This window comes from Bacillus sp. RB3 (genome assembly GCF_030164735.1).
GTDB lineage: Bacteria > Bacillota > Bacilli > Bacillales > Bacillaceae_G > Bacillus_A > Bacillus_A cereus.
Map to the genome: position 1 here is coordinate 13,129 of NZ_JASNGE010000014.1, position 19,200 is coordinate 32,328.

Below are 19,200 nucleotides of genomic sequence, written 5' to 3' on the forward strand. Positions count from 1 at the left end.
TTCTATTTACACAAGTTTTACTACAACCTCAGTTTCCACGTTACATACTCCGCAATAAAAAATATGATTGCAATATTCATTTGAATTATTATGCGTTAAACCATCTACTGCACTTAATAATTCTTGATCCATATAGGCACTATAATCGTCTATGTAATCTACAGACTTCCCATAATCTTGGAGTATACTTTGGCAATTTTGACAAGAATATGTTTGTGATTCTAATGCGTTGCAAAGCGGGCAAATCCCCATCATGATTCCTCCATACTTTATCGTTTAAAGCCTCTCTTTTTTAGAGTGAAGAGAGCAACCTATCCAGACATAGGAGTGCCCACTCCATCCCTACTTAAAAATAGAACTATAAAGTTGCTACCGATTTCATTTTTATTTCAATAAATCATAAATAAGAAGCTAATAATTAGCCTACAAGTAGCAGGCTACAATGAGAAAATTATATTTAATATCCTCCTTAGTTTGGCCTGTTTTCTTAAAAATACAACGATTACTCTTATTTCATAATTTACGAAATCAATAAGTTTTTTTGACAAAATTTACAAATTATTATTTTGTATATCTTTCTAGGTAACATCCATACTATGAGTACAAACTTAATTACCGATGGATTAGCGCCAACCGGGGCGATAATCTGGTTCAACTCCAGCTAGTCCAACCAAAAAAACTTTTATAACTCTAAGGAGGATATATTCCTATGGCAAACCAAAATTCTTCAAATCAATTAGTAGTACCAGGTGCAACAGCTGCAATCGATCAAATGAAGTACGAAATCGCTCAAGAATTTGGTGTACAATTAGGAGCAGATTCTACGGCTCGCGCTAACGGTTCAGTTGGTGGAGAAATCACAAAACGTCTAGTTGCAATGGCTGAGCAAAGCCTTGGCGGATTCCACAAATAAATATATATGGCAAAAAGGTCTCAAGGCATATGCCTTGAGACCTTCCTTAATTTATTGCAACATTTGTAAAAACTTCTTCGTACGTTCTTCTTTTGGATTTGTAAATACTTCTTCTGGTGTACCTTGTTCGACAACGACACCACCATCCATGAAAATAACACGGTTCGCAATTTGATGTGCAAAACGCATTTCGTGCGTTACAATAACCATCGTCATGCCTTCTTTAGCAAGTTCTTTCATTACTTTCAGAACTTCTTGAACGAGTTCAGGATCAAGCGCTGACGTCGGCTCATCAAATAGTAACACTTCCGGCTCCATCGCAAGCGCGCGCGCAATTCCAACGCGCTGTTGTTGTCCGCCTGATAATTGGAACGGATATAAATCCACTTTATCTGCTAAACCAACTTTTTCAAGGAAATAGTTTGCTTTTTTCTTCGCTTCTTCTTTCCCCATCTTTTTCACTGTAACGAGCCCTTCCATTACATTTTGAAGTGCTGTTAAATGCGGGAATAAATTATGGTGCTGGAATACCATACCTGTTTGCGTACGAAGATTAACAATATCTTTCTTCGTTACTTTTTGAGAGAAGTTAAGCTCTTTATTACCGATACGAATATTACCAGCGTTTGGCGTTTCTAATACATTGAGACAACGTAAGAATGTCGTTTTACCAGATCCAGACGGCCCAATAATAACAACAACCTCGCCCTTCTCAACTGTTAAATCTATATGCTTTAGTACGGTATTATCTCCGAAACTTTTTTGTAAGTGCTGAATTGAAATCATAAAAACAAAAACTCCTTTTGTAAAAGGATTATTTTAATGTGTAGCGTTCTGAACGCTTTTCTAACATCTGTTGTACGATTGATAATAAGAAACAAATAACCCAATAAATAAGACCTGCTTCAAAATAAACAATTAAAAACTCGTAGTTCATCGCCGCAATTTCCTGCGCTTTTCGGAACATTTCTGTTACTAAAATTAACGATGCTAATGAAGTATCCTTCACTAAGCTAATAAATGTATTCGAAAGCGGCGGGATTGATACGCGCGTTGCTTGTGGTAAAATAACACGTTTTAATGCTTGTGGATATGTCATCCCAATTGTATAAGCTGCTTCCCACTGCCCTTTCGGAATGGAAAGGATAGAAGCACGAATAATTTCAGATGCATATGCACCGACATTTAATGAAAATCCAACAACTGCTGCTGTATATGGCTCAACTTCAATATTAAGAGTTGGAAGACCATAGAAAATAATAAATAACTGTACAAGAAGTGGCGTTCCGCGAATGATAGATACATAGATACGAGCAATCCATTGTAAAATACGACTACCAGAAATACGTGCGAGCGCTGTTAACGTTGCCAGTATAATCCCGATAATAAATGTAATAAGCGTTAATGGAATTGTTGTAAAAACAGCTTCCTTCAGCATAGGCATGAAGGAAGTCTGCATAATATCTATCCAAGTAGACAATCGATCTGAAACTAATGCACTACTTAGATACATTTTCACCGAACCATTTTTTCGTTATTTTGTCATACGTACCGTCTTTTTTCATATCTTCTAACGCTTTATCTACTTCTTGTACAAGCTTAGTGCTACCTTTACGGAATAAGAATCCACTTTCTGAAGCTTCTTTTTCAGTATCTACAATTTTAATTTTTGCATCTTTTTTCGTTTCTAAATAATTTAATACTGATAACTTATCATTAATTGTAAAATCAACGCGTCCTGAAGCTAATAATTCTGCCGCTTGGCTAAATCCTTCTACACCAATAATTTCCGCACCGTTTTTCTTAGCAATATCTGCATAGTTACTCGTTAAAGATTGTGCTCCTTTTAAACCTTTTACATCAGCAAATGTAGCAGGCTTATCTTTATCTTTTGCAATAACTAATGCCGCTGAAGATGAAATGTATGGTTTAGAGAAATCGTATTTCTTTTGACGATCTTCACGAATACCAACTTCGTTTGCAACCATATCGAAACGTTTTGCATCTAAACCAGCAAGTAAGCTATCCCATTGTGTTTCTTTAAATACAGGCTTTACACCTAAACGTTTTGCAACTTCTTCTGCTAATTCAACGTCAAATCCAGTTAATTTATTGCTTGAATCGTGGAACGTAAATGGTGGATATGTACCTTCTGTACCAATTACAAGTTCACCGCTTTGTTTAATCTTTTGTAACGCATCTTGACTAGCTGTATCTTTTTTCTCTTCTTTACCGCAGCCGGCTACAATCCCGATCGCTAATGTAGTTACTGCAAGCACTGAAAATAATTTCTTCATGATTGTAATCCTCCAAGTATTCTGATAGGAATTTAAAAACTATATTGATTGTATGCAATCTTGAACAATTTTTCAATGAAAATGTTCTTATTTAGTTTATCCTTTTTCTTCATAATCAAACAAAAGGGAAAAATAACGCCACATACAAAAAATAAGTAACATTTTTTAATATAGCATTAATTGTAGGAAAGGTAAAATAATACTTCTTATTATGTACCTTTATCGCCGACATTTTGCCAACAAAAAAGAACTTGCAACAATCGCAAGTTCTTCCCCGCATTAAGCGCTCTGGTTTCCTTCCATTTGCGTTTTATACATATCATAATAACGCCCGCGCTTTTTCATGAGTTCATCATGAGAGCCTTTTTCTAAAATGGTTCCTCTATCGAGCACAATAATTTGATCTGCGCTTTTAATCGTTGAAAGACGATGAGCAATAATAAATGTCGTTCTTCCTTTTTTTACAACTTCTAGCGCTTGTTGAATCATCGCCTCTGTTTCTGTATCAATACTAGACGTTGCTTCATCTAAAATTAAGATAGCTGGATCAAAAGCAAGCGCCCTAGCAAATGAAATAAGCTGACGTTCTCCAGTGGAAAGCGTACTTCCCTTTTCTGTAATTTCTTCATTTATATTGTTCGCAAATCTTTCAGCACCAACATCACGTAACGCCTTTACAATGCGCTCTTTTGAAATTTTTTCATTTTCTAAGCTTACATTGGAAGCGACCGTCCCGCTAAAAAGAAACGGGTCTTGCAGTACGATTCCCATATGTTCACGGGTTGCTTGTTTCGGCATCTCTTTTACATCGTGACCATCAATCGTAAGCTTTCCTTTTTCAAACTCATAAAATTGAAAGAGTACATTCATGATAGAACTTTTTCCTGATCCAGTATGACCGACAAGTGCCACTGTCTCGCCTTGTTTCGCTTCAAAAGAAATATTTTTTAACACTTCATCTTTTCCATTATAAGAAAATGAGACATTATCAAATTTCACATTTCCTTTTAAACGAGGCATACGTTCTTCTTCTACCGCTTCCCCTTTTTCCTCTAACAATTCAAAAACACGTTCTGATGCAACGCGCGCTTGCTCTAAGTTTGCAAGCTGGTTCACCATATTCGTAATTGGCGAGAATAATCGTGTTAAATAATCGACGAATGCATACAGTACCCCAAGTGAGATAATACCTGTAGCACTTAATGACGCACCGCCGAAATACCAAATTACTCCTGTGAAAGCGATATTTCTTAATACGGCTACTAAGTTATGCGAAGTTGCTGCATTTAAATTTAAAATTTTATTTTGATACTTAAAATAATCGCCATTTAATTCTTCAAATTCTTTTTTCGTTTCACGCTCTTGACGGAACGCTTGAATAATTGGCATCCCTTGAATGGATTCATTCACTGTTCCGTTAATATCAGATAAACGAGAGCGCATTTTATGATTGTATACAGACGCGTATTTTCTATAAAGAATCGCCCAAACAATTAAAATTGGGATAATTAATAAACATAATGAAGCGAGCTTCACATCTAATAAAAATAACGCAGCGAATATCCCAATAATATAGATGATACTAGAAACGAATGTTGCCAGCACCGTTACATATAAATCACGAATGGCCTCTGTATCATTCGTCACACGCGAAACAATTTTCCCCGCCGGTAAATGATCAAAGTACCGAATTGGCAACGTTTGAATATGAGAAAAAACATCTTCCCTCATAATTTGAATAATTTTATTCGCTGCCTTCTGTAAGAAGAATTGCTTTCCGTATGCAAATAATGATACGACTACTAATAAAGCAAAATAGCCACCACCAAGTAATAATAGACGGTTTATTTCTGGCTTATAAAATGCAAATACTTCTTCCTTTGTTAATGCTTTCGCTTTATAAACTTGCACCGCCTTACCATTTTGAACGGTAATCATATCCCCTTTTACAGTACGTGATCCTTCTACATTTACTTTATTCGGTACAAAATAATATTGAAAACCGACTTGCATCACTCGTACTTCTTTTCCTTTTTTCTCGCCTTGTTCAAAGCGATCACTTCGCTTATAAAAAGCCCCATTATACGAAACAGCATCTTCACTCTGTTCTGTTTCATACCAAGGTTTCTCTATCCCGACGATATGATCGTCAATCATCGTTTTAGCGACGAAAGGACCAGCAAGCTCTGCGATGACGAAAATAAATAACATTAACATCGCAGCAAAAATCGTCCCTTTCACTTTCATCGCGTATTGAAACAATCGTTTTGAAACGCTCATATTTTCACCCCACTATCCGCACTTTCACTTTCACCTTGTTGTCTTTCAAACTGTTCGGCATACCAGCCTCCCTTTTGGATAAGCTGAGCATGCGTACCTTCTTCTATAACTGCGCCTTCATCCATAACGAGAATCCAATCCGCATGTTGCACTGCTGATAAACGATGCGTCGTAATAATCGTCGTCTTTCCGCTTCTTTCCGTTCTTATATTTTCAATGATCGCTGCTTCCGTACGAGCATCTACAGCTGATAAAGAATCGTCCAAAATTAAAATTTCTGGATTTTGAATAACAGCTCTTGCAATCGAGATCCTTTGTTTTTGCCCTCCTGATAAAGAAACACCTTTCTCTCCAACGAGCGTTTCTAACCCTTCTGGTAAAAACTCTAAATCCTTTTTAAACGCAGCAATTTCAATTGCTTTCTCTAGTTCTTCTTCAGTCGCTTCCCTATTTCCGAATAAAATATTTTCTCGCGCTGTTTTTGAGAACAAAATATGCTCCTGCGGTACATAACCAATCCAGCCGAGTACATTTTCATTCGTCATTTTATCTAATGTCACATCAGAAACTGCAATATCTCCATCTCCAAGTGGATATTGACGAAGAAGCTGACGTACAAGCGTCGTTTTCCCGCTTCCTGTTTTTCCGACAACCCCAAGCGTCTCCCCTTGTTTTAAGGTAAACGAAACCTTTTTTAAATTTGTTTCAGTTGATGAAGGATATGAAAAGGTAACGTCATCAAACTGAATATAATCCGGCTCTTGCACAAGCTTTGGATGTTTCGGATCCTTTACATCTGGTTCATACGCTAACGTTTCATTCACACGGTCAAGCGAAGCATTTCCTCTTTGCATAACATTAATTAATTCACCAATTGCAAACATCGGCCAAATCATCATCCCTAAATACACGTTAAATGAAACAAGTTCACCAAGTGTTACCTTTGATTGAAATACAAGATATGCCCCGTACACTAAACCGATTAAATAACTAAGGCCAACAAGCATTTTCACAGTTGGTTGGAATAATGCGTCAATTCTCGCTACTTTCATATTTTTTTCGTAGACGTCATCTCCTAAGTGATGAAATCTTTCCTCGTCTGCATTCTCTTGTACGTATGCACGAATAACACGCACACCAGCGATTGATTCAAGCACTTTATCGTTCATATCACCAAACGCATCTTGCGCAACGGTAAATCTTTCATGCAATTTCTTTCCATATATATTCATCGCATACGCCATAATTGGAAGCGGAATAAGCGCCGCAAATGTAAGCTCCCAACTAATTGTAAATCCCATCATAAAAACGATCGTAAGCATGTATAAACTAGAATCCACAAGCGTTAATATACCAAAACCAGCTGTCATAGCGATTGCTTTTAAATCATTCGTTGCCCTCGCCATTAAGTCGCCAGTACGATTTTTTTGATAAAAAGTCGGCGTCATCTTAAGTAAATGCCCCATAAATTTAGAGCGCATCGTTTTCTCAAGTACAAATGCACCTCCAAACAATTGATGTTGCCATACGAAAGTAAGACCATACCCAACGATTGTAACCCCTATTAAAATAAGAATAGATTGCATAATTGCTTCGTTCGATAACGTTCCTGTTTTTATATTATCTATCGTAACCCCTAACACTTTCGGGGGAATAACTTCAACTATATTCACAATTAAAAGAGCTCCAATGGCAATACTATATCTCTTCCAGTGCTCCCTAAAAAACCATTTTAACTTTAGTAATACTGATAACAATGTAACCTCTCCCTTCTCGTTCTCGTTTACCTCTCATTTCTTTATCCACTATCCAGACCCATCACATTTACATTTCGTAACCCATACAATCTCATCACATTTTTCCACCTTCCAAAGTTTTTTATCGGAACTAAACAAGGGAAAATAAACAAAAAAAAGCATACCGCCGCTTGACGATATGCACAGGAATGCATAAAAAGCGTACGTTACGATATACGCAACGTACGCTTTTTATAAGACAAAGATGCCCTATATATCCGTACGGGTTGCGTAATGATATGAATGTTTTCTGCCATTTAACAGAGCTAAGCCCATTACATTTACGATTACAATCATTACGCACACCCCCTTCATTTATTTTCCATTTATAATCTTACAACTTTATTGAGTATTCTGTCAATTATTTTTTCACACTTCAAATAAAAATATATGATACACCATTTTGAAATAAGGGAATGTTCTGTAAGAAAGGGCATACAAAATAAAAAAAGAATGAGAAATCGTTTTCACAAACATTTCATTTGAAAAATGTTATCAAACCCCCTACAATCACCTTATACTCACTCTTACAAGTTGCTATTTTAGGAGGACTAATCATGACAACTAGCAATACGTACAAATTTTATTTAAACGGAGAATGGAGAGAAAGCTCTTCAGGAGAAACAATCGAAATTCCATCTCCATACTTACACGAAGTAATTGGACAAGTACAAGCAATTACTCGCGGAGAAGTGGATGAAGCAATTGCATCTGCAAAAGAAGCTCAAAAATCATGGGCTGAAGCTTCCCTACAAGATCGCGCAAAATACTTATATAAATGGGCTGATGAGCTCGTAAATATGCAGGATGAAATTGCCGATATCATTATGAAAGAAGTCGGTAAAGGATATAAAGATGCGAAGAAAGAAGTTGTTCGTACAGCTGACTTCATTAGTTACACGATCGAAGAAGCTTTACATATGCACGGAGAAAGCATGATGGGCGATAGCTTCCCGGGCGGTACAAAATCTAAACTTGCGATTATCCAACGCGCACCACTTGGTGTTGTATTAGCAATCGCACCATTTAACTACCCAGTAAACTTATCTGCTGCAAAACTTGCACCAGCATTAATTATGGGTAACGCTGTTATTTTCAAACCAGCAACTCAAGGTGCAATTAGTGGTATTAAAATGGTTGAAGCACTTCACAAAGCTGGCCTTCCAAAAGGTCTTGTAAACGTAGCTACAGGACGCGGTTCTGTAATTGGTGACTACTTAGTAGAGCACGAAGGCATCAATATGGTATCGTTCACAGGTGGTACAAACACAGGTAAACATTTAGCGAAAAAAGCTTCAATGATTCCACTTGTATTAGAACTTGGTGGTAAAGATCCTGGTATCGTTCGTGAAGATGCTGACTTACAAGATGCTGCAAACCATATCGTAAGCGGTGCATTCTCTTACTCTGGTCAACGTTGTACAGCTATTAAACGTGTACTTGTACACGAAAACGTAGCGGACGAGCTTGTTAGCTTATTAAAAGCGCAAGTAGCTGAACTATCAGTTGGATCTCCAGAACAAGACAGCACAATCGTTCCATTAATTGACGAAAAATCTGCTGACTTCGTTCAAGGTTTAGTTGACGACGCTGTTGAAAAAGGTGCTACGATCGTTATCGGTAACAAACGTGAGCGTAACTTAATTTACCCAACATTAATCGATCACGTAACAGAAGAGATGAAAGTTGCTTGGGAAGAGCCATTCGGTCCAATCCTTCCAATCATCCGTGTTTCTTCAGATGAACAGGCAATTGAAATTGCTAACAAATCAGAATTCGGTCTGCAAGCAAGTGTCTTCACTAAAGACATTAACAAAGCATTTGCAATTGCTAACAAAATCGAAACTGGTTCTGTACAAATTAACGGACGCACAGAGCGCGGCCCTGACCATTTCCCATTCATCGGTGTAAAAGGTTCAGGTATGGGCGCACAAGGTATTCGTAAGAGCCTTGAGTCTATGACACGTGAAAAAGTAACTGTATTAAACTTAGTTTAATCTTATAAAAAGAAGCTGATCTATAAATAGATCAGCTTCTTTTCTATATAAATACTTCCGAAAAACGGAGTATTTCGTTCTACTTCCGATTTGGTTTTCCAAATCGAACTAAAACATGCCATAATAATTTTAATTCCTGAAGCACTTCTTCATAAGTTCCACGATCACTCCAAGATAATGGATTGCGCTTCAAATCCACTACAGCAGAGCCAATTATATTTGCATCGATACAATGATTCCGTGCAATGCGTCTTGCTAAAGATGGCATTTTTGAACCTCTAAAATCCATTGGAACTTCGTCTACCATAAGTACAAAACCGATGTGCCAATACAAATCAATAGCATACTTCAGGCAAATTTCTTCTAAAACTTTTCCTACATCCGTACCCTTAAATGAAGGATCTGCAACAAGCGCCTCCACGTCTTCTTTAAGAGAAATCTCTCCATGAATCTGCGCTTCAATATAATGATTAAGATTACGGGCTGGCTCTTTGCTTACTAAATCTATAAACGGCCTTTTCAGGTTAGCTAGTAAATGATTAATTAATATTGTTGGCGTCAAATTCCCTTCACCAATTGCAAAATCTCTTACGAATGTCTCTTCCAAAAGAGCAGCTAAAATCATATCAAACTCCTCATAAGTCCCCTTTTCTTTCGGATCTTGATGCGAATCTAAATATGTATATGTAGAGCGCGAAGAAACTTTTGGAGATAGGAGAAAATAACATGAACCAAAACGCGGAGCCGGCCCATCTGGATGTAACATTAAATTTAGCGCTCCGTATTTTGGCCGTTGATCATTCGTTACGCCTTCTAATTGATATGCCCCTCCAAATATTCTCTTTTCCCAAAGGTCACGTTCACCCCCAGGATAAGCAGATACGCTTCCATTAGATAGCAATGTTTCAAACTGACTTTTATATACTCCTTGCTCAAACAGTGCTTCAGCAACTCTTCTCATATTCGAATCTAGTCTGTCTGGATGAAAGTGTAAAGCAATCCTTGCATGAGATTTTAAATTAGCGACAGCTTCTTCAAATATTTCATCTGTAATATTAGACATTTTAAGTATATGATTAATCGTTGCTTTAGCCCCACGTTTTTCGTTCTCTGCATATTTTGAAATATACTCTAAAGCAAATAATTGAGATCTTAATAATTCCATAATCCAATCTCCCCTTTAATTGAAATGACCTTAATCATTTCAATTAAAAGCTTATTCTTTCCTTCTTATGAAACGAACCTGATTTATTTAAAAACGTAATTTACTAAATCTTAATTATGCATACACGCATTTTTCATGGGTAAATGTACACATTCTACAGAAATTTGATACCCTAGCCATCGCTCAGCGATATGTTCAAATGATAAAACAGATCCCGTTGTAAAAAAGCGATGCTTCGGATTCAGATTGTCAGACAAAATTCCTTTGTGCTGTAAAATGGTACTTAACTCTATCGCTGTTTCTTCTGCAGAACTAATAATCGTTATGTCTTCTCCTAGTTCCTTTTTTATATAGGACTCTAAAAGTGGATAATGCGTACATCCAAGAATTAACGTATCTATATCTTCTTTCGTTAATGGAAGTAAAGCTTGTTTCACTTGCTGCGTGACATATGCTGTATCTTCTAATTGATTTTCTACAACTGTGGCTAAAGTCGGGCAAGCATAGCTATGCACTTCCAAATATGTATCCAGCTCGTGTAATGCTTTTTCATACATATTAGATTTTATCGTACCTACAGTTCCAATTACCCCGATTTCCCCTTTCTTTGTAACTTTAATTGCCGCTCTTGCTCCTGGATGTATAACGCCAATAACTGGAATGGAAAGTGCTTCTTGCAGCGCATTCAATGCAGCAGCTGCAGCAGTATTACATGCTACGACTAGCGCTTTTAATGGAAACTGTTTGAGGAACTCAACCATTTCAAATACGAAAGATTGCACCTCCTCTACACTTCTTGGCCCATACGGACAACGCTTATTATCACCAATATAATAAATGCTTTCTTTAGGCAATTGTCTTATAATTTCGCTCGCAACTGTTAATCCCCCAACACCCGAATCTAGCACACCTATTACTGAATGTTTATGACATACAGACATTTACTTCATCCCCTTTTCAATCATCTAGCGCTAATAACATGTATTATATTACGAAAATTCAAATATCACATAACAATCCCTCTTACTTTTAATCACAAACTCTTCTCTATAATCTGATTATTACTATATCCATTGACGTATAAAAATTCATTTGTTACTCTTAAAGACGTTAATTTAATATTTAAATCCTCATTCGTATCTCGGTGAGGTAGAGGTTGCAATCATTAAGAGTATCATTTCAGGAGATGTAGTGGCATTGATGAAGGAATGAGAAAGGAATGGTTGCCGAAGTAAGTCGTGTCCACCATGCACGCTTGCTGGGTCTGCATTTAATAAGTGCAGAACTGTCACAAACGTTTCGTTTGTGGAGAGCTATCGAGAGGTATGTCGTGGGTTTCTTATAAGATAGAAAGCATGTAGCGGCAGATTACGTGCTTTTTTTGTTTTGTTTGGGACTTCTCTTCCTGACTCAGGAAGACATACATATCTCCTCGCTTGACTTGGTTATACTAACTTTGGAGGTATTTTTCTATGCAACAAAAAAAATGGGGCTTTTGGGTACTAACAGCTTTCGTTGTCGGTAACATGGTTGGCGCTGGTATTTTCATGGTACCAAGTACGTTGGCACAAACAGCAAGCCCACTCGGTGTCACTTTAGCTTGGTTAACTACAGGGTTTGGTGTTTTAATGCTAGCTCTTGTTTTCGGTAATTTAGCAATTCGTCGTCCTGATTTAACGACAGGGCCACAAAGTCATGCATATGCTTTATTCTCAACACCAAAAAAGAAAAAAATGGCTGGCTTCAGTATGGTATGGGGATATTGGGTTGCAAACTGGGCAAGTAACGTTGCCATCATTACATCATTTGCGGGATATTTATCACTCTTCTTCCCAATTATGAAAGATACGCGACTACTATTTTCAATCGGCTCGTTTAACGTAGAAGTCGGAAAACTAATTACATTTACGATTTGTTCCATCTTACTTTGGGGAACTCATATTATATTAACAAACGGTGTAAGCGGAGCTGGAAAACTAAACTTCTTAGCAACAACAACGAAAGTAACTGGATTCCTTTTATTCATCGTCGTTACGTTATTTGCATTCGAAGCTTCTAAGTTTGGACAATGGTACACACCGATGATTGATAAATCAGGTGCATCACATGGTCTTCTTTCACAAGTAAATTTAGCTGCTCTTACAACGCTTTGGGCGTTTATCGGAATTGAATCAGCCGTTCTTTTATCAAACCGTGCTGTTTCTCCAAAAACGGTAAAACGTGCAACAGTTGCGGGATTACTTATTACAGTTGCGATTTACTTAGGAATTACAATTTTAACAATGGGTGTACTTCACGTTGATAAATTACAAGCTTCTGAACGTCCATTAGCAGATGCACTAAATGCTGCAATGGGTCACGGCGGCGGGAAACTGATGGCATTACTTGCTCTTACTTCCCTGTTCGGTTCTATCTTAGGCTGGATTTTATTAAGCTCAGAAGTACCTTATCAAGCAGCAAAAGAAGGTTTCTTCCCTTCCTTCTTCACGAAAACAAATAAAAAAGGAAGTCCAATTTACTCATTACGATTAACAAACATTATGTCGCAAGTATTCCTATTCTCAACATTATCAGGAACCATTGCGGAAGCTTATACATTCGTTATTACCGTATCAACACTGGCCTACCTCATTCCATATCTCGTTTCACCAATCTTCCAGTTAAAACTAGTCGCAACTGGTGAAACATATAAAAATGAAATGCGGGCAAGAATTACAGATGGCATAGTCGCAGTTATCGCACTTTGCTACGCACTATGGGTTATTAAAACTGGCGCATCCGATATAAAAACGTTCCTTCTCGGAATTGGTTTATTCGTAATTGGATTTGCTTTCTATCCATTAATGAATCGTGATCAGAAAAAAAATAACGAAAAGAAAAACGGGCAAGTTGCATAACGCAATTTGCTCGTTTTTTCTTTTGTAAAACATATATAATAGAACAAAGAGGTGAAAAACATGTCAATCGAATCGCTATGGAGCAGTCGCTTCCAACAACATATTCAAAATATCATTACATACTTTGCACGTATGATTAACGGTTTACTATATAGCTTTATCTTTATTTCATGCGTTGGTGCATATTATTATGCTCAGTTTCTAAAAGCATCTCCTTCTAAAGGAATATCTTTAATAATTATAACGATTGTACTTACATTCCTTATAACGAGATGCCCTATCCGTACATTTATTCAAAAACCTGATGCTGTCTATTTACTAGCATTAGAAGAGAAACTAACATCCTATTTCAAAAAATCTCTTCTATACAATTACATCATGCAGCTTTTCCCATTATTATTTACATTCCTTATTCTCGTACCACTTGCTATGCAATCATTACAATTAACTGTACCTTTTTTATGTACAATCTTTATCGTGTTAATGATTACGAAAGCCTGGAACATGTACATACATTGGATGTGGCGTGATAGTCACGAAAAAAATATATGGCTGATCATTCGTATTACTTGTAACGCCCTAATCATTTACATGCTGTTTTATTCCGCAAATGTTCTCATATTGGGCGGACTACTCTTACTACTTGCTTTCCTACTTCTATATACGAAAAAACAGCCTACAAAACGAATACCGTGGGATTACATAATCGAGCAAGAAGAAAAAATGAACGTTCGTTTTTATCAATTTGCTAGCATTTTCACAGATGTTCCGCAACTGAATAAACAAGTAAATAAAAGAAAATGGCTTACAAATTGGATTGAACCTTTATTACATAAAAAACGAGCAACTTTCTTCTACTTACATACACTCGCATTTTTACGTGGAAATGATTATTTCGGTTTATATATTCGCTTAGGATTGATCGGTACTTTCGCCTTATATTTCATACCAAATATATACGTAAAAGGCGCTATCGCTTACATCATTCTATATATGATTTCTATGCAGCTCCGTTCACTGTGGAAATATTTTTCGGGAAATATTATTGCAACATTATATCCGATTGGTACTGCAGAAAGAATGAAGCAATTTCTTAGCTTAATCTTTATATTGCTAAGTATTCAACTCATTGTATTTTCGAGTGTTATACTCATTGCTACAGGTCAATTTTTACATAGCCTTATCATTATGATTGTCGGGTTACTCTGGATCAAATTTATTATTGTACCAAAAACGAAGCAACGTGTTTCTTCGTTTTAACGAAAAGAAATATCTTAAACGCCAAGGAGAAAATAAATTATCCTTGGCTTTTTTATTTTGCTTCCTCAAACAAGAATCACTGAAACAACCGATATTTTATGATTTTTACATACAAAAACGATAATACATGTTTACGACCTAATAAAAAGGGTATCTATTAATTAACAGAGTAAAGGAGGGGCCTATATTGTGAATAAAAAAACGGAACAATTGAAGCATCACGTTACTGACAATCAATGCAAACATGCTTTAACAACAAATCAAGGGGTAAAAATAGCTGAAGATGAATTTTCTTTAAAGATGGGCTTAAGAGGCCCAACCTTAATGGAGGATTTTCACTTTCGTGAGAAAATGACCCATTTTGATCACGAACGAATTCCCGAAAGGATTGTTCATGCACGCGGGGTTGGCGCTCATGGTTATTTTCAGCTTTATGAATCTTTAGAAACATATACGAAAGCAGATTTTCTTACTAATCCTTCAAAGAAAACACCTGTATTTGTACGGTTCTCAACCGTTCAAGGTTCTAAAGGATCCAATGACACAGTAAGAGATGTACGCGGATTCGCCACAAAATTTTATACAGATGAAGGAAACTATGATTTAGTGGGTAATAATATGCCAGTATTCTTTATCCAAGATGCTATTAAATTTCCTGATTTTGTCCATGCAGTTAAACCAGAACCACATAATGATATTCCTCAAGGAGCTAGCGCTCATGATACCTTTTGGGACTTTGTTGCGCATAATCCTGAGTCCACTCATATGGTCATGTGGCAAATGAGCGACCGAGCTATTCCGCGTAGTTTACGAATGATGGAAGGTTTTGGAGTTCACACATTTCGACTCATTAACGCAGAAGGAAAAGCCCATTTCGTAAAGTTTCACTGGAAACCTACCCTCGGGGTTCATTCATTAGTATGGGATGAAGCTCAAAAGATTGCTGGGAAAAATCCCGATTTTCATCGTCAAGATTTATACGAAGCAATTGAAAAAGGGGATTATCCTGAATGGGAGCTTGGATTACAGTTAATTCCAGAAGAAGATAAACATAAATTTGATTTTGATATTTTAGATCCAACGAAATTATGGCCAGAAGAAGAAGTTCCCGTAAAATTAGTTGGTAAAATGACACTGAGCAAAAATGTTGATAACTTCTTTGCTGAAACAGAGCAGGTAGCTTTTCACCCTGGTCATGTCGTACCAGGTATTGATTTTTCAAATGACCCTCTTCTGCAAGGAAGATTATTCTCCTATACAGATACACAATTATCTCGTTTAGGGGGCCCTAATTTCCATCAAATCCCTATCAATCAACCCGTATGTCCTTTTCATAATAATCAACGTGATGGTATGCATCAAATGCAGATTCATCGCGGTCAAACAAGCTATCATCCTAATGGATTAAATAACAATCAACCTGCAACCGTCCAAGCCGAACAAGGAGGATATGAACATTATCAAGAAAAGATTGATGGGCATAAAATTAGAGGTCGCAGTAAAAGCTTTCTTAACTTCTATTCTCAGGCTAAACTTTTCTACAATAGTATGAGCCCTATTGAAAAGCAGCACATAAAAGAAGCTTTTTGCTTTGAAGTTGGGAAGTGTAAATCAGACATGGTGAAGGCAAATGTAATTGCTCTTCTAAACCACGTCAATCGTCAATTAGCACAAGAAGTCGCTAACATTATTGGAGCTCCTTTACCTAAGGAAAATCACGAAGTAAATTCAGATGCAAAATCACCTGCACTAAGTATGTCCAATACTATTTTTAAATCTGATTCCAAAAATGTTGCAATTCTATTAAATGGTGACCCAATCGTCTCACTTCTGTCCGAATGGATTCAAGCTTTTGTACAACACCGAATTAACTATAGTATCATAGATAATAAAATTTATCAGTTCAATGATTCCATTAAAGTAACTGATACTTATACAACAACAGACTCCTCCCTTTTTGATGCAGTATTAGTGTTTAGTAGTGAGTCTGTCATTCACCCCCCTGTTTTAGAATTTGCAGAAACTACTTTTAAACATTTTAAACCGATAGCTCATGTTCTTAGTAATCCTCATGCTTTGGACCATAGTAAGATTAAACTGGATGGAGCAGGAGTTTACAACTTAACAAACACTTCAATTGAATCATTTATAGAAGGTATTGCCCAAGGAAGATTCTGGAACCGATAATATAATATAAGGAGCGGATTAGAATGAGTAAAAAAATTGCTATTTTAATAACGGATTACTTCGAGGATACAGAATACACAGAGCCAGTAGAAGCTTTTAAACAAAAGGGATATGAATTCACAACTATTGAAATGGAAAAAGGGAAAACGGTACACGGTAAGCAAGGAAAAAGTGAAGTCGTGATTGATAAAAGTATTGATGATGTTTCTCCAGAGAACTTTGATGCCCTCTTCATACCGGGTGGATTTTCTCCAGATATACTTCGTGCCGATGAACGTTTTGTTCGCTTTAGTAAAGCATTTATGGATGCGGAAAAACCTGTTTTCGCTATTTGTCACGGACCTCAGCTACTCATCACTGCACAAACACTTGAAGGACGCGATGTAACTGGATATAAATCTATTGAAGTCGATTTGAAAAATGCCGGCGGGAACTTTCATGACAAAGAGGTTGTCGTATGTCAAAATCAGCTAGTAACAAGTAGACAGCCAGAGGACATCCCAGCGTTTATTGAAGAATCGTTGCGTATATTAGGATAACTAATTTGGTTAACTAACCTTGTATTTACATGAAAATAATGAATCAGTGGGGTTTTATTCATCCCCCACTGATTCATTAGCCCTCATCAACTGGTCGTTTACAGGAAATCCGACCACCACAAATAGCAAGATAAATAAAAAGAGGGGAATCCAAAAGTTCAGTTTTAATAATCTTTTGGATTCCCCCCTTTTCTCGCCCAAAAATTCCTTATCACTTTTCATAGGCATTTCTCATATAGTGAAAATGACTATATAATTCCTATCCATAAGTTAAATAATGATTTCGCACATATATAAATACAAAAGATGGGAGCCCTATTTATGAATAACAATCCACCTTCAACGCCCCAAGACAACTCCGAAAACAATAGCCGTGATATTACGCTGCAAACATTAAGGGTCATCGGACTCGTCGTCCTTATTAGTGGTTATATCCTCGTTGCGCTCTCTGAAGTAGGTGAGCTGAAAGTCTTATTAACAAACCCAAATAGCAATCCTGATTTAGCTGAAGTTGATCCGTTTTAAAAGCCATATGAAAAGCGATTTCTAGCATCGCTTTTCATATCGTTTTATCCAATCTGAGAAACCTCCCCCTCATACTTCTCTCTCCCTATCGCCTTCATAAATAGTAAAATACTGCTCATACCAACGATAAAGTACAGAGCACTCATGCCCCAAGATGCAATAAATGAACCTAGCATAACACCTAATGCCCCGTTCATTTTTGCCACTTGAAAGACCATTCCGTTAATCGCCATATAAGAACCTCTTGCCTCATTTGGCACCATATCTGCCATAATAGATTGACGCACTGGCACATACATCATCTCGCCTACTGTTTGGAAAAGCCCTGCAATTAATAAAATCCATAAGCTATTGCTCGTTCCGAGTATTGTAAATCCAATCGTGTAAATAAATAAGCCTACATATAAGATTTTCAAATCGTTGAAGCTTTTCAGCATTTTAATAAGAAGTGCTGAACATAACACAACTAAAATTGTATTCTCTGCAGAAATCCAGCTCAGCATGCGAATACCTGTTAAATCAAACGTAAAACCATTCCCGAATAAAAAGTGCACCGTTTCAAATTCCTTCTGCAAACGTACCCCTAAATAATTATTAATTTGAAACTCTAACGATAATGTACATATACTCGCTGCACAAAAAATTAAAAATGCTTTATCTTTCATCACGACTTTATAACTATCTGCCATATCTTTTAATACATTTTTCTTCTCCATCGTTTTTCGTGCTACATACACTTCTTCCATATACACAGCCATCACATATAAAGTCATAATGGCAACAAGCGTTAATACGATAAACAATTGTAGTCTATAGTTTTCAAATAGTAATCCTCCAAATATCGCTCCAATCGCAATCGATAAATTAATAACCCAGTAATTAATGCTGTACATCACTTTTCGATTTTCAGGTGTACTCACATCAATTAACATCGCTTCTGTCGCAGGATTCATAAGTCCCGATCCTAAACTATTCACTAGCATAAAGATAAATGTTAACCACGGTGAGTCAACGTAATCCGAATTCGCAACTCCCATACAAGCAATGGAAATGACTTGTATACTTTGACCGATAATCATAACCTTTTTACGCCCAAGCCGGTCTCCAACATATCCACCGTATAAACCAATTACTAATGAAGCTATGACATTAATAAGTAGTAACGCACCAGCACTCGCACTACCTAACTTTATGGAAAAATAAATCGCCATAAATGGAAAAATCATCGTGGACACAGTACGTGTTAAAAACGATGTTATAATTCTAATTTTTATATTTCGATGCATACTCCAAAATCCCATTGTTTCCCCTCCTTATGCTTACTTATTTTACTTTGAAAAAAAG

17 protein-coding genes and 1 riboswitch are annotated in these 19,200 nt (G+C 36.8%); of the genes, 7 read left to right on the plus strand and 10 right to left on the minus strand.

The genetic code is table 11. The annotated features are described in order from the left end of the window. Window positions 1–6: 6 nt before the first annotated feature. Window positions 7–252: a hypothetical protein gene (locus QO049_RS18170; RefSeq protein WP_000510474.1), complete on the minus strand. Its 246-nt coding sequence runs from the start codon at window positions 250–252 to the stop codon at window positions 7–9. A gap of 457 nt (window positions 253–709) precedes the next feature. Between QO049_RS18170 and sasP the strand changes: the two genes are divergently transcribed. Continuing rightward, the gene (gene sasP / locus QO049_RS18175; protein WP_000013338.1) at window positions 710–913 is read left to right on the plus strand and encodes a small acid-soluble spore protein, SasP family; all 204 of its coding nucleotides are present in this window, start codon (window positions 710–712) and stop codon (window positions 911–913) included. A gap of 51 nt (window positions 914–964) precedes the next feature. Here the strand turns inward: sasP and QO049_RS18180 are convergent, their stop codons facing one another. The 5 genes from QO049_RS18180 to QO049_RS18200 all read right to left on the minus strand — a co-directional run bounded on the left by QO049_RS18180 (window position 965) and on the right by QO049_RS18200 (window position 7,247). Continuing rightward, window positions 965–1,699: an amino acid ABC transporter ATP-binding protein gene (locus QO049_RS18180; RefSeq protein WP_000623610.1), complete on the minus strand. Its 735-nt coding sequence runs from the start codon at window positions 1,697–1,699 to the stop codon at window positions 965–967. Between the two features lie 28 nt (window positions 1,700–1,727). Next, the gene (locus tag QO049_RS18185; protein ID WP_000281499.1) at window positions 1,728–2,426 is read right to left on the minus strand and encodes an amino acid ABC transporter permease; all 699 of its coding nucleotides are present in this window, start codon (window positions 2,424–2,426) and stop codon (window positions 1,728–1,730) included. Beyond that, window positions 2,413–3,210: an amino acid ABC transporter substrate-binding protein gene (locus QO049_RS18190; protein ID WP_098023165.1), complete on the minus strand. Its 798-nt coding sequence runs from the start codon at window positions 3,208–3,210 to the stop codon at window positions 2,413–2,415. Before QO049_RS18190 ends, QO049_RS18185 begins: the two co-directional genes overlap by 14 nt. A 279-nt stretch (window positions 3,211–3,489) precedes the next feature. Further along, window positions 3,490–5,490 (minus strand): ABC transporter ATP-binding protein, encoded by a 2,001-nt coding sequence (locus QO049_RS18195; RefSeq protein ID WP_284489371.1) that lies wholly within the window; start codon window positions 5,488–5,490, stop codon window positions 3,490–3,492. After that, a complete protein-coding gene (locus tag QO049_RS18200; protein ID WP_000953785.1) occupies window positions 5,487–7,247 on the minus strand; it encodes an ABC transporter ATP-binding protein in 1,761 nt (586 codons plus the stop codon). The genes QO049_RS18195 and QO049_RS18200 overlap by 4 nt, the downstream gene beginning before the upstream one ends. A 596-nt stretch (window positions 7,248–7,843) precedes the next feature. On the opposite strand from QO049_RS18200, the gene gapN reads away from it, so the two are divergent. Next, window positions 7,844–9,283, plus strand: a complete 1,440-nt coding sequence (gene gapN, locus QO049_RS18205) for an NADP-dependent glyceraldehyde-3-phosphate dehydrogenase (RefSeq protein WP_284489372.1) — start codon at window positions 7,844–7,846, stop codon at window positions 9,281–9,283. A 79-nt stretch (window positions 9,284–9,362) separates the two neighbouring features. Here the strand turns inward: gapN and QO049_RS18210 are convergent, their stop codons facing one another. Together QO049_RS18210 and racE are read right to left on the minus strand one after the other, a co-directional pair. Continuing rightward, a complete protein-coding gene (locus QO049_RS18210; protein WP_284489373.1) occupies window positions 9,363–10,448 on the minus strand; it encodes a DUF3626 domain-containing protein in 1,086 nt (361 codons plus the stop codon). A 110-nt stretch (window positions 10,449–10,558) separates the two neighbouring features. After that, window positions 10,559–11,389: a glutamate racemase gene (gene racE, locus QO049_RS18215; RefSeq protein WP_284489374.1), complete on the minus strand. Its 831-nt coding sequence runs from the start codon at window positions 11,387–11,389 to the stop codon at window positions 10,559–10,561. A gap of 201 nt (window positions 11,390–11,590) precedes the next feature. Continuing rightward, a riboswitch (Lysine riboswitch) is annotated at window positions 11,591–11,772 on the plus strand. 148 nt (window positions 11,773–11,920) lie between these two features. Between racE and QO049_RS18220 the strand changes: the two genes are divergently transcribed. The 4 genes from QO049_RS18220 to QO049_RS18235 all read left to right on the plus strand — a co-directional run bounded on the left by QO049_RS18220 (window position 11,921) and on the right by QO049_RS18235 (window position 17,331). Next, window positions 11,921–13,345 carry an amino acid permease gene (locus QO049_RS18220; protein ID WP_001186301.1) on the plus strand — a complete coding sequence of 475 codons (1,425 nt, stop codon included), beginning with the start codon at window positions 11,921–11,923 and terminating at the stop codon, window positions 13,343–13,345. 60 nt (window positions 13,346–13,405) lie between these two features. Next, entirely contained in the window at window positions 13,406–14,605 is a 1,200-nt protein-coding gene (locus tag QO049_RS18225; RefSeq protein ID WP_284489375.1) for an ABC transporter permease, read from the plus strand. 189 nt (window positions 14,606–14,794) lie between these two features. Beyond that, window positions 14,795–16,792 carry a catalase gene (locus tag QO049_RS18230; protein WP_284489376.1) on the plus strand — a complete coding sequence of 666 codons (1,998 nt, stop codon included), beginning with the start codon at window positions 14,795–14,797 and terminating at the stop codon, window positions 16,790–16,792. A gap of 23 nt (window positions 16,793–16,815) precedes the next feature. After that, window positions 16,816–17,331: a type 1 glutamine amidotransferase domain-containing protein gene (locus QO049_RS18235; RefSeq protein ID WP_000037532.1), complete on the plus strand. Its 516-nt coding sequence runs from the start codon at window positions 16,816–16,818 to the stop codon at window positions 17,329–17,331. A gap of 54 nt (window positions 17,332–17,385) precedes the next feature. On the opposite strand, the gene QO049_RS18240 is transcribed toward QO049_RS18235, so the two are convergent. Then, window positions 17,386–17,553 (minus strand): hypothetical protein, encoded by a 168-nt coding sequence (locus tag QO049_RS18240; RefSeq protein ID WP_015382203.1) that lies wholly within the window; start codon window positions 17,551–17,553, stop codon window positions 17,386–17,388. 99 nt (window positions 17,554–17,652) lie between these two features. Here QO049_RS18240 and QO049_RS18245 point away from each other — a divergent pair, with 99 nt between their 5' ends. Further along, entirely contained in the window at window positions 17,653–17,856 is a 204-nt protein-coding gene (locus tag QO049_RS18245; RefSeq protein ID WP_001063872.1) for a hypothetical protein, read from the plus strand. 44 nt (window positions 17,857–17,900) lie between these two features. On the opposite strand, the gene QO049_RS18250 is transcribed toward QO049_RS18245, so the two are convergent. Further along, a complete protein-coding gene (locus QO049_RS18250) occupies window positions 17,901–19,157 on the minus strand; it encodes an MDR family MFS transporter (RefSeq protein WP_284489377.1) in 1,257 nt (418 codons plus the stop codon). Between the last annotated feature and the right edge of the window lie 43 nt (window positions 19,158–19,200).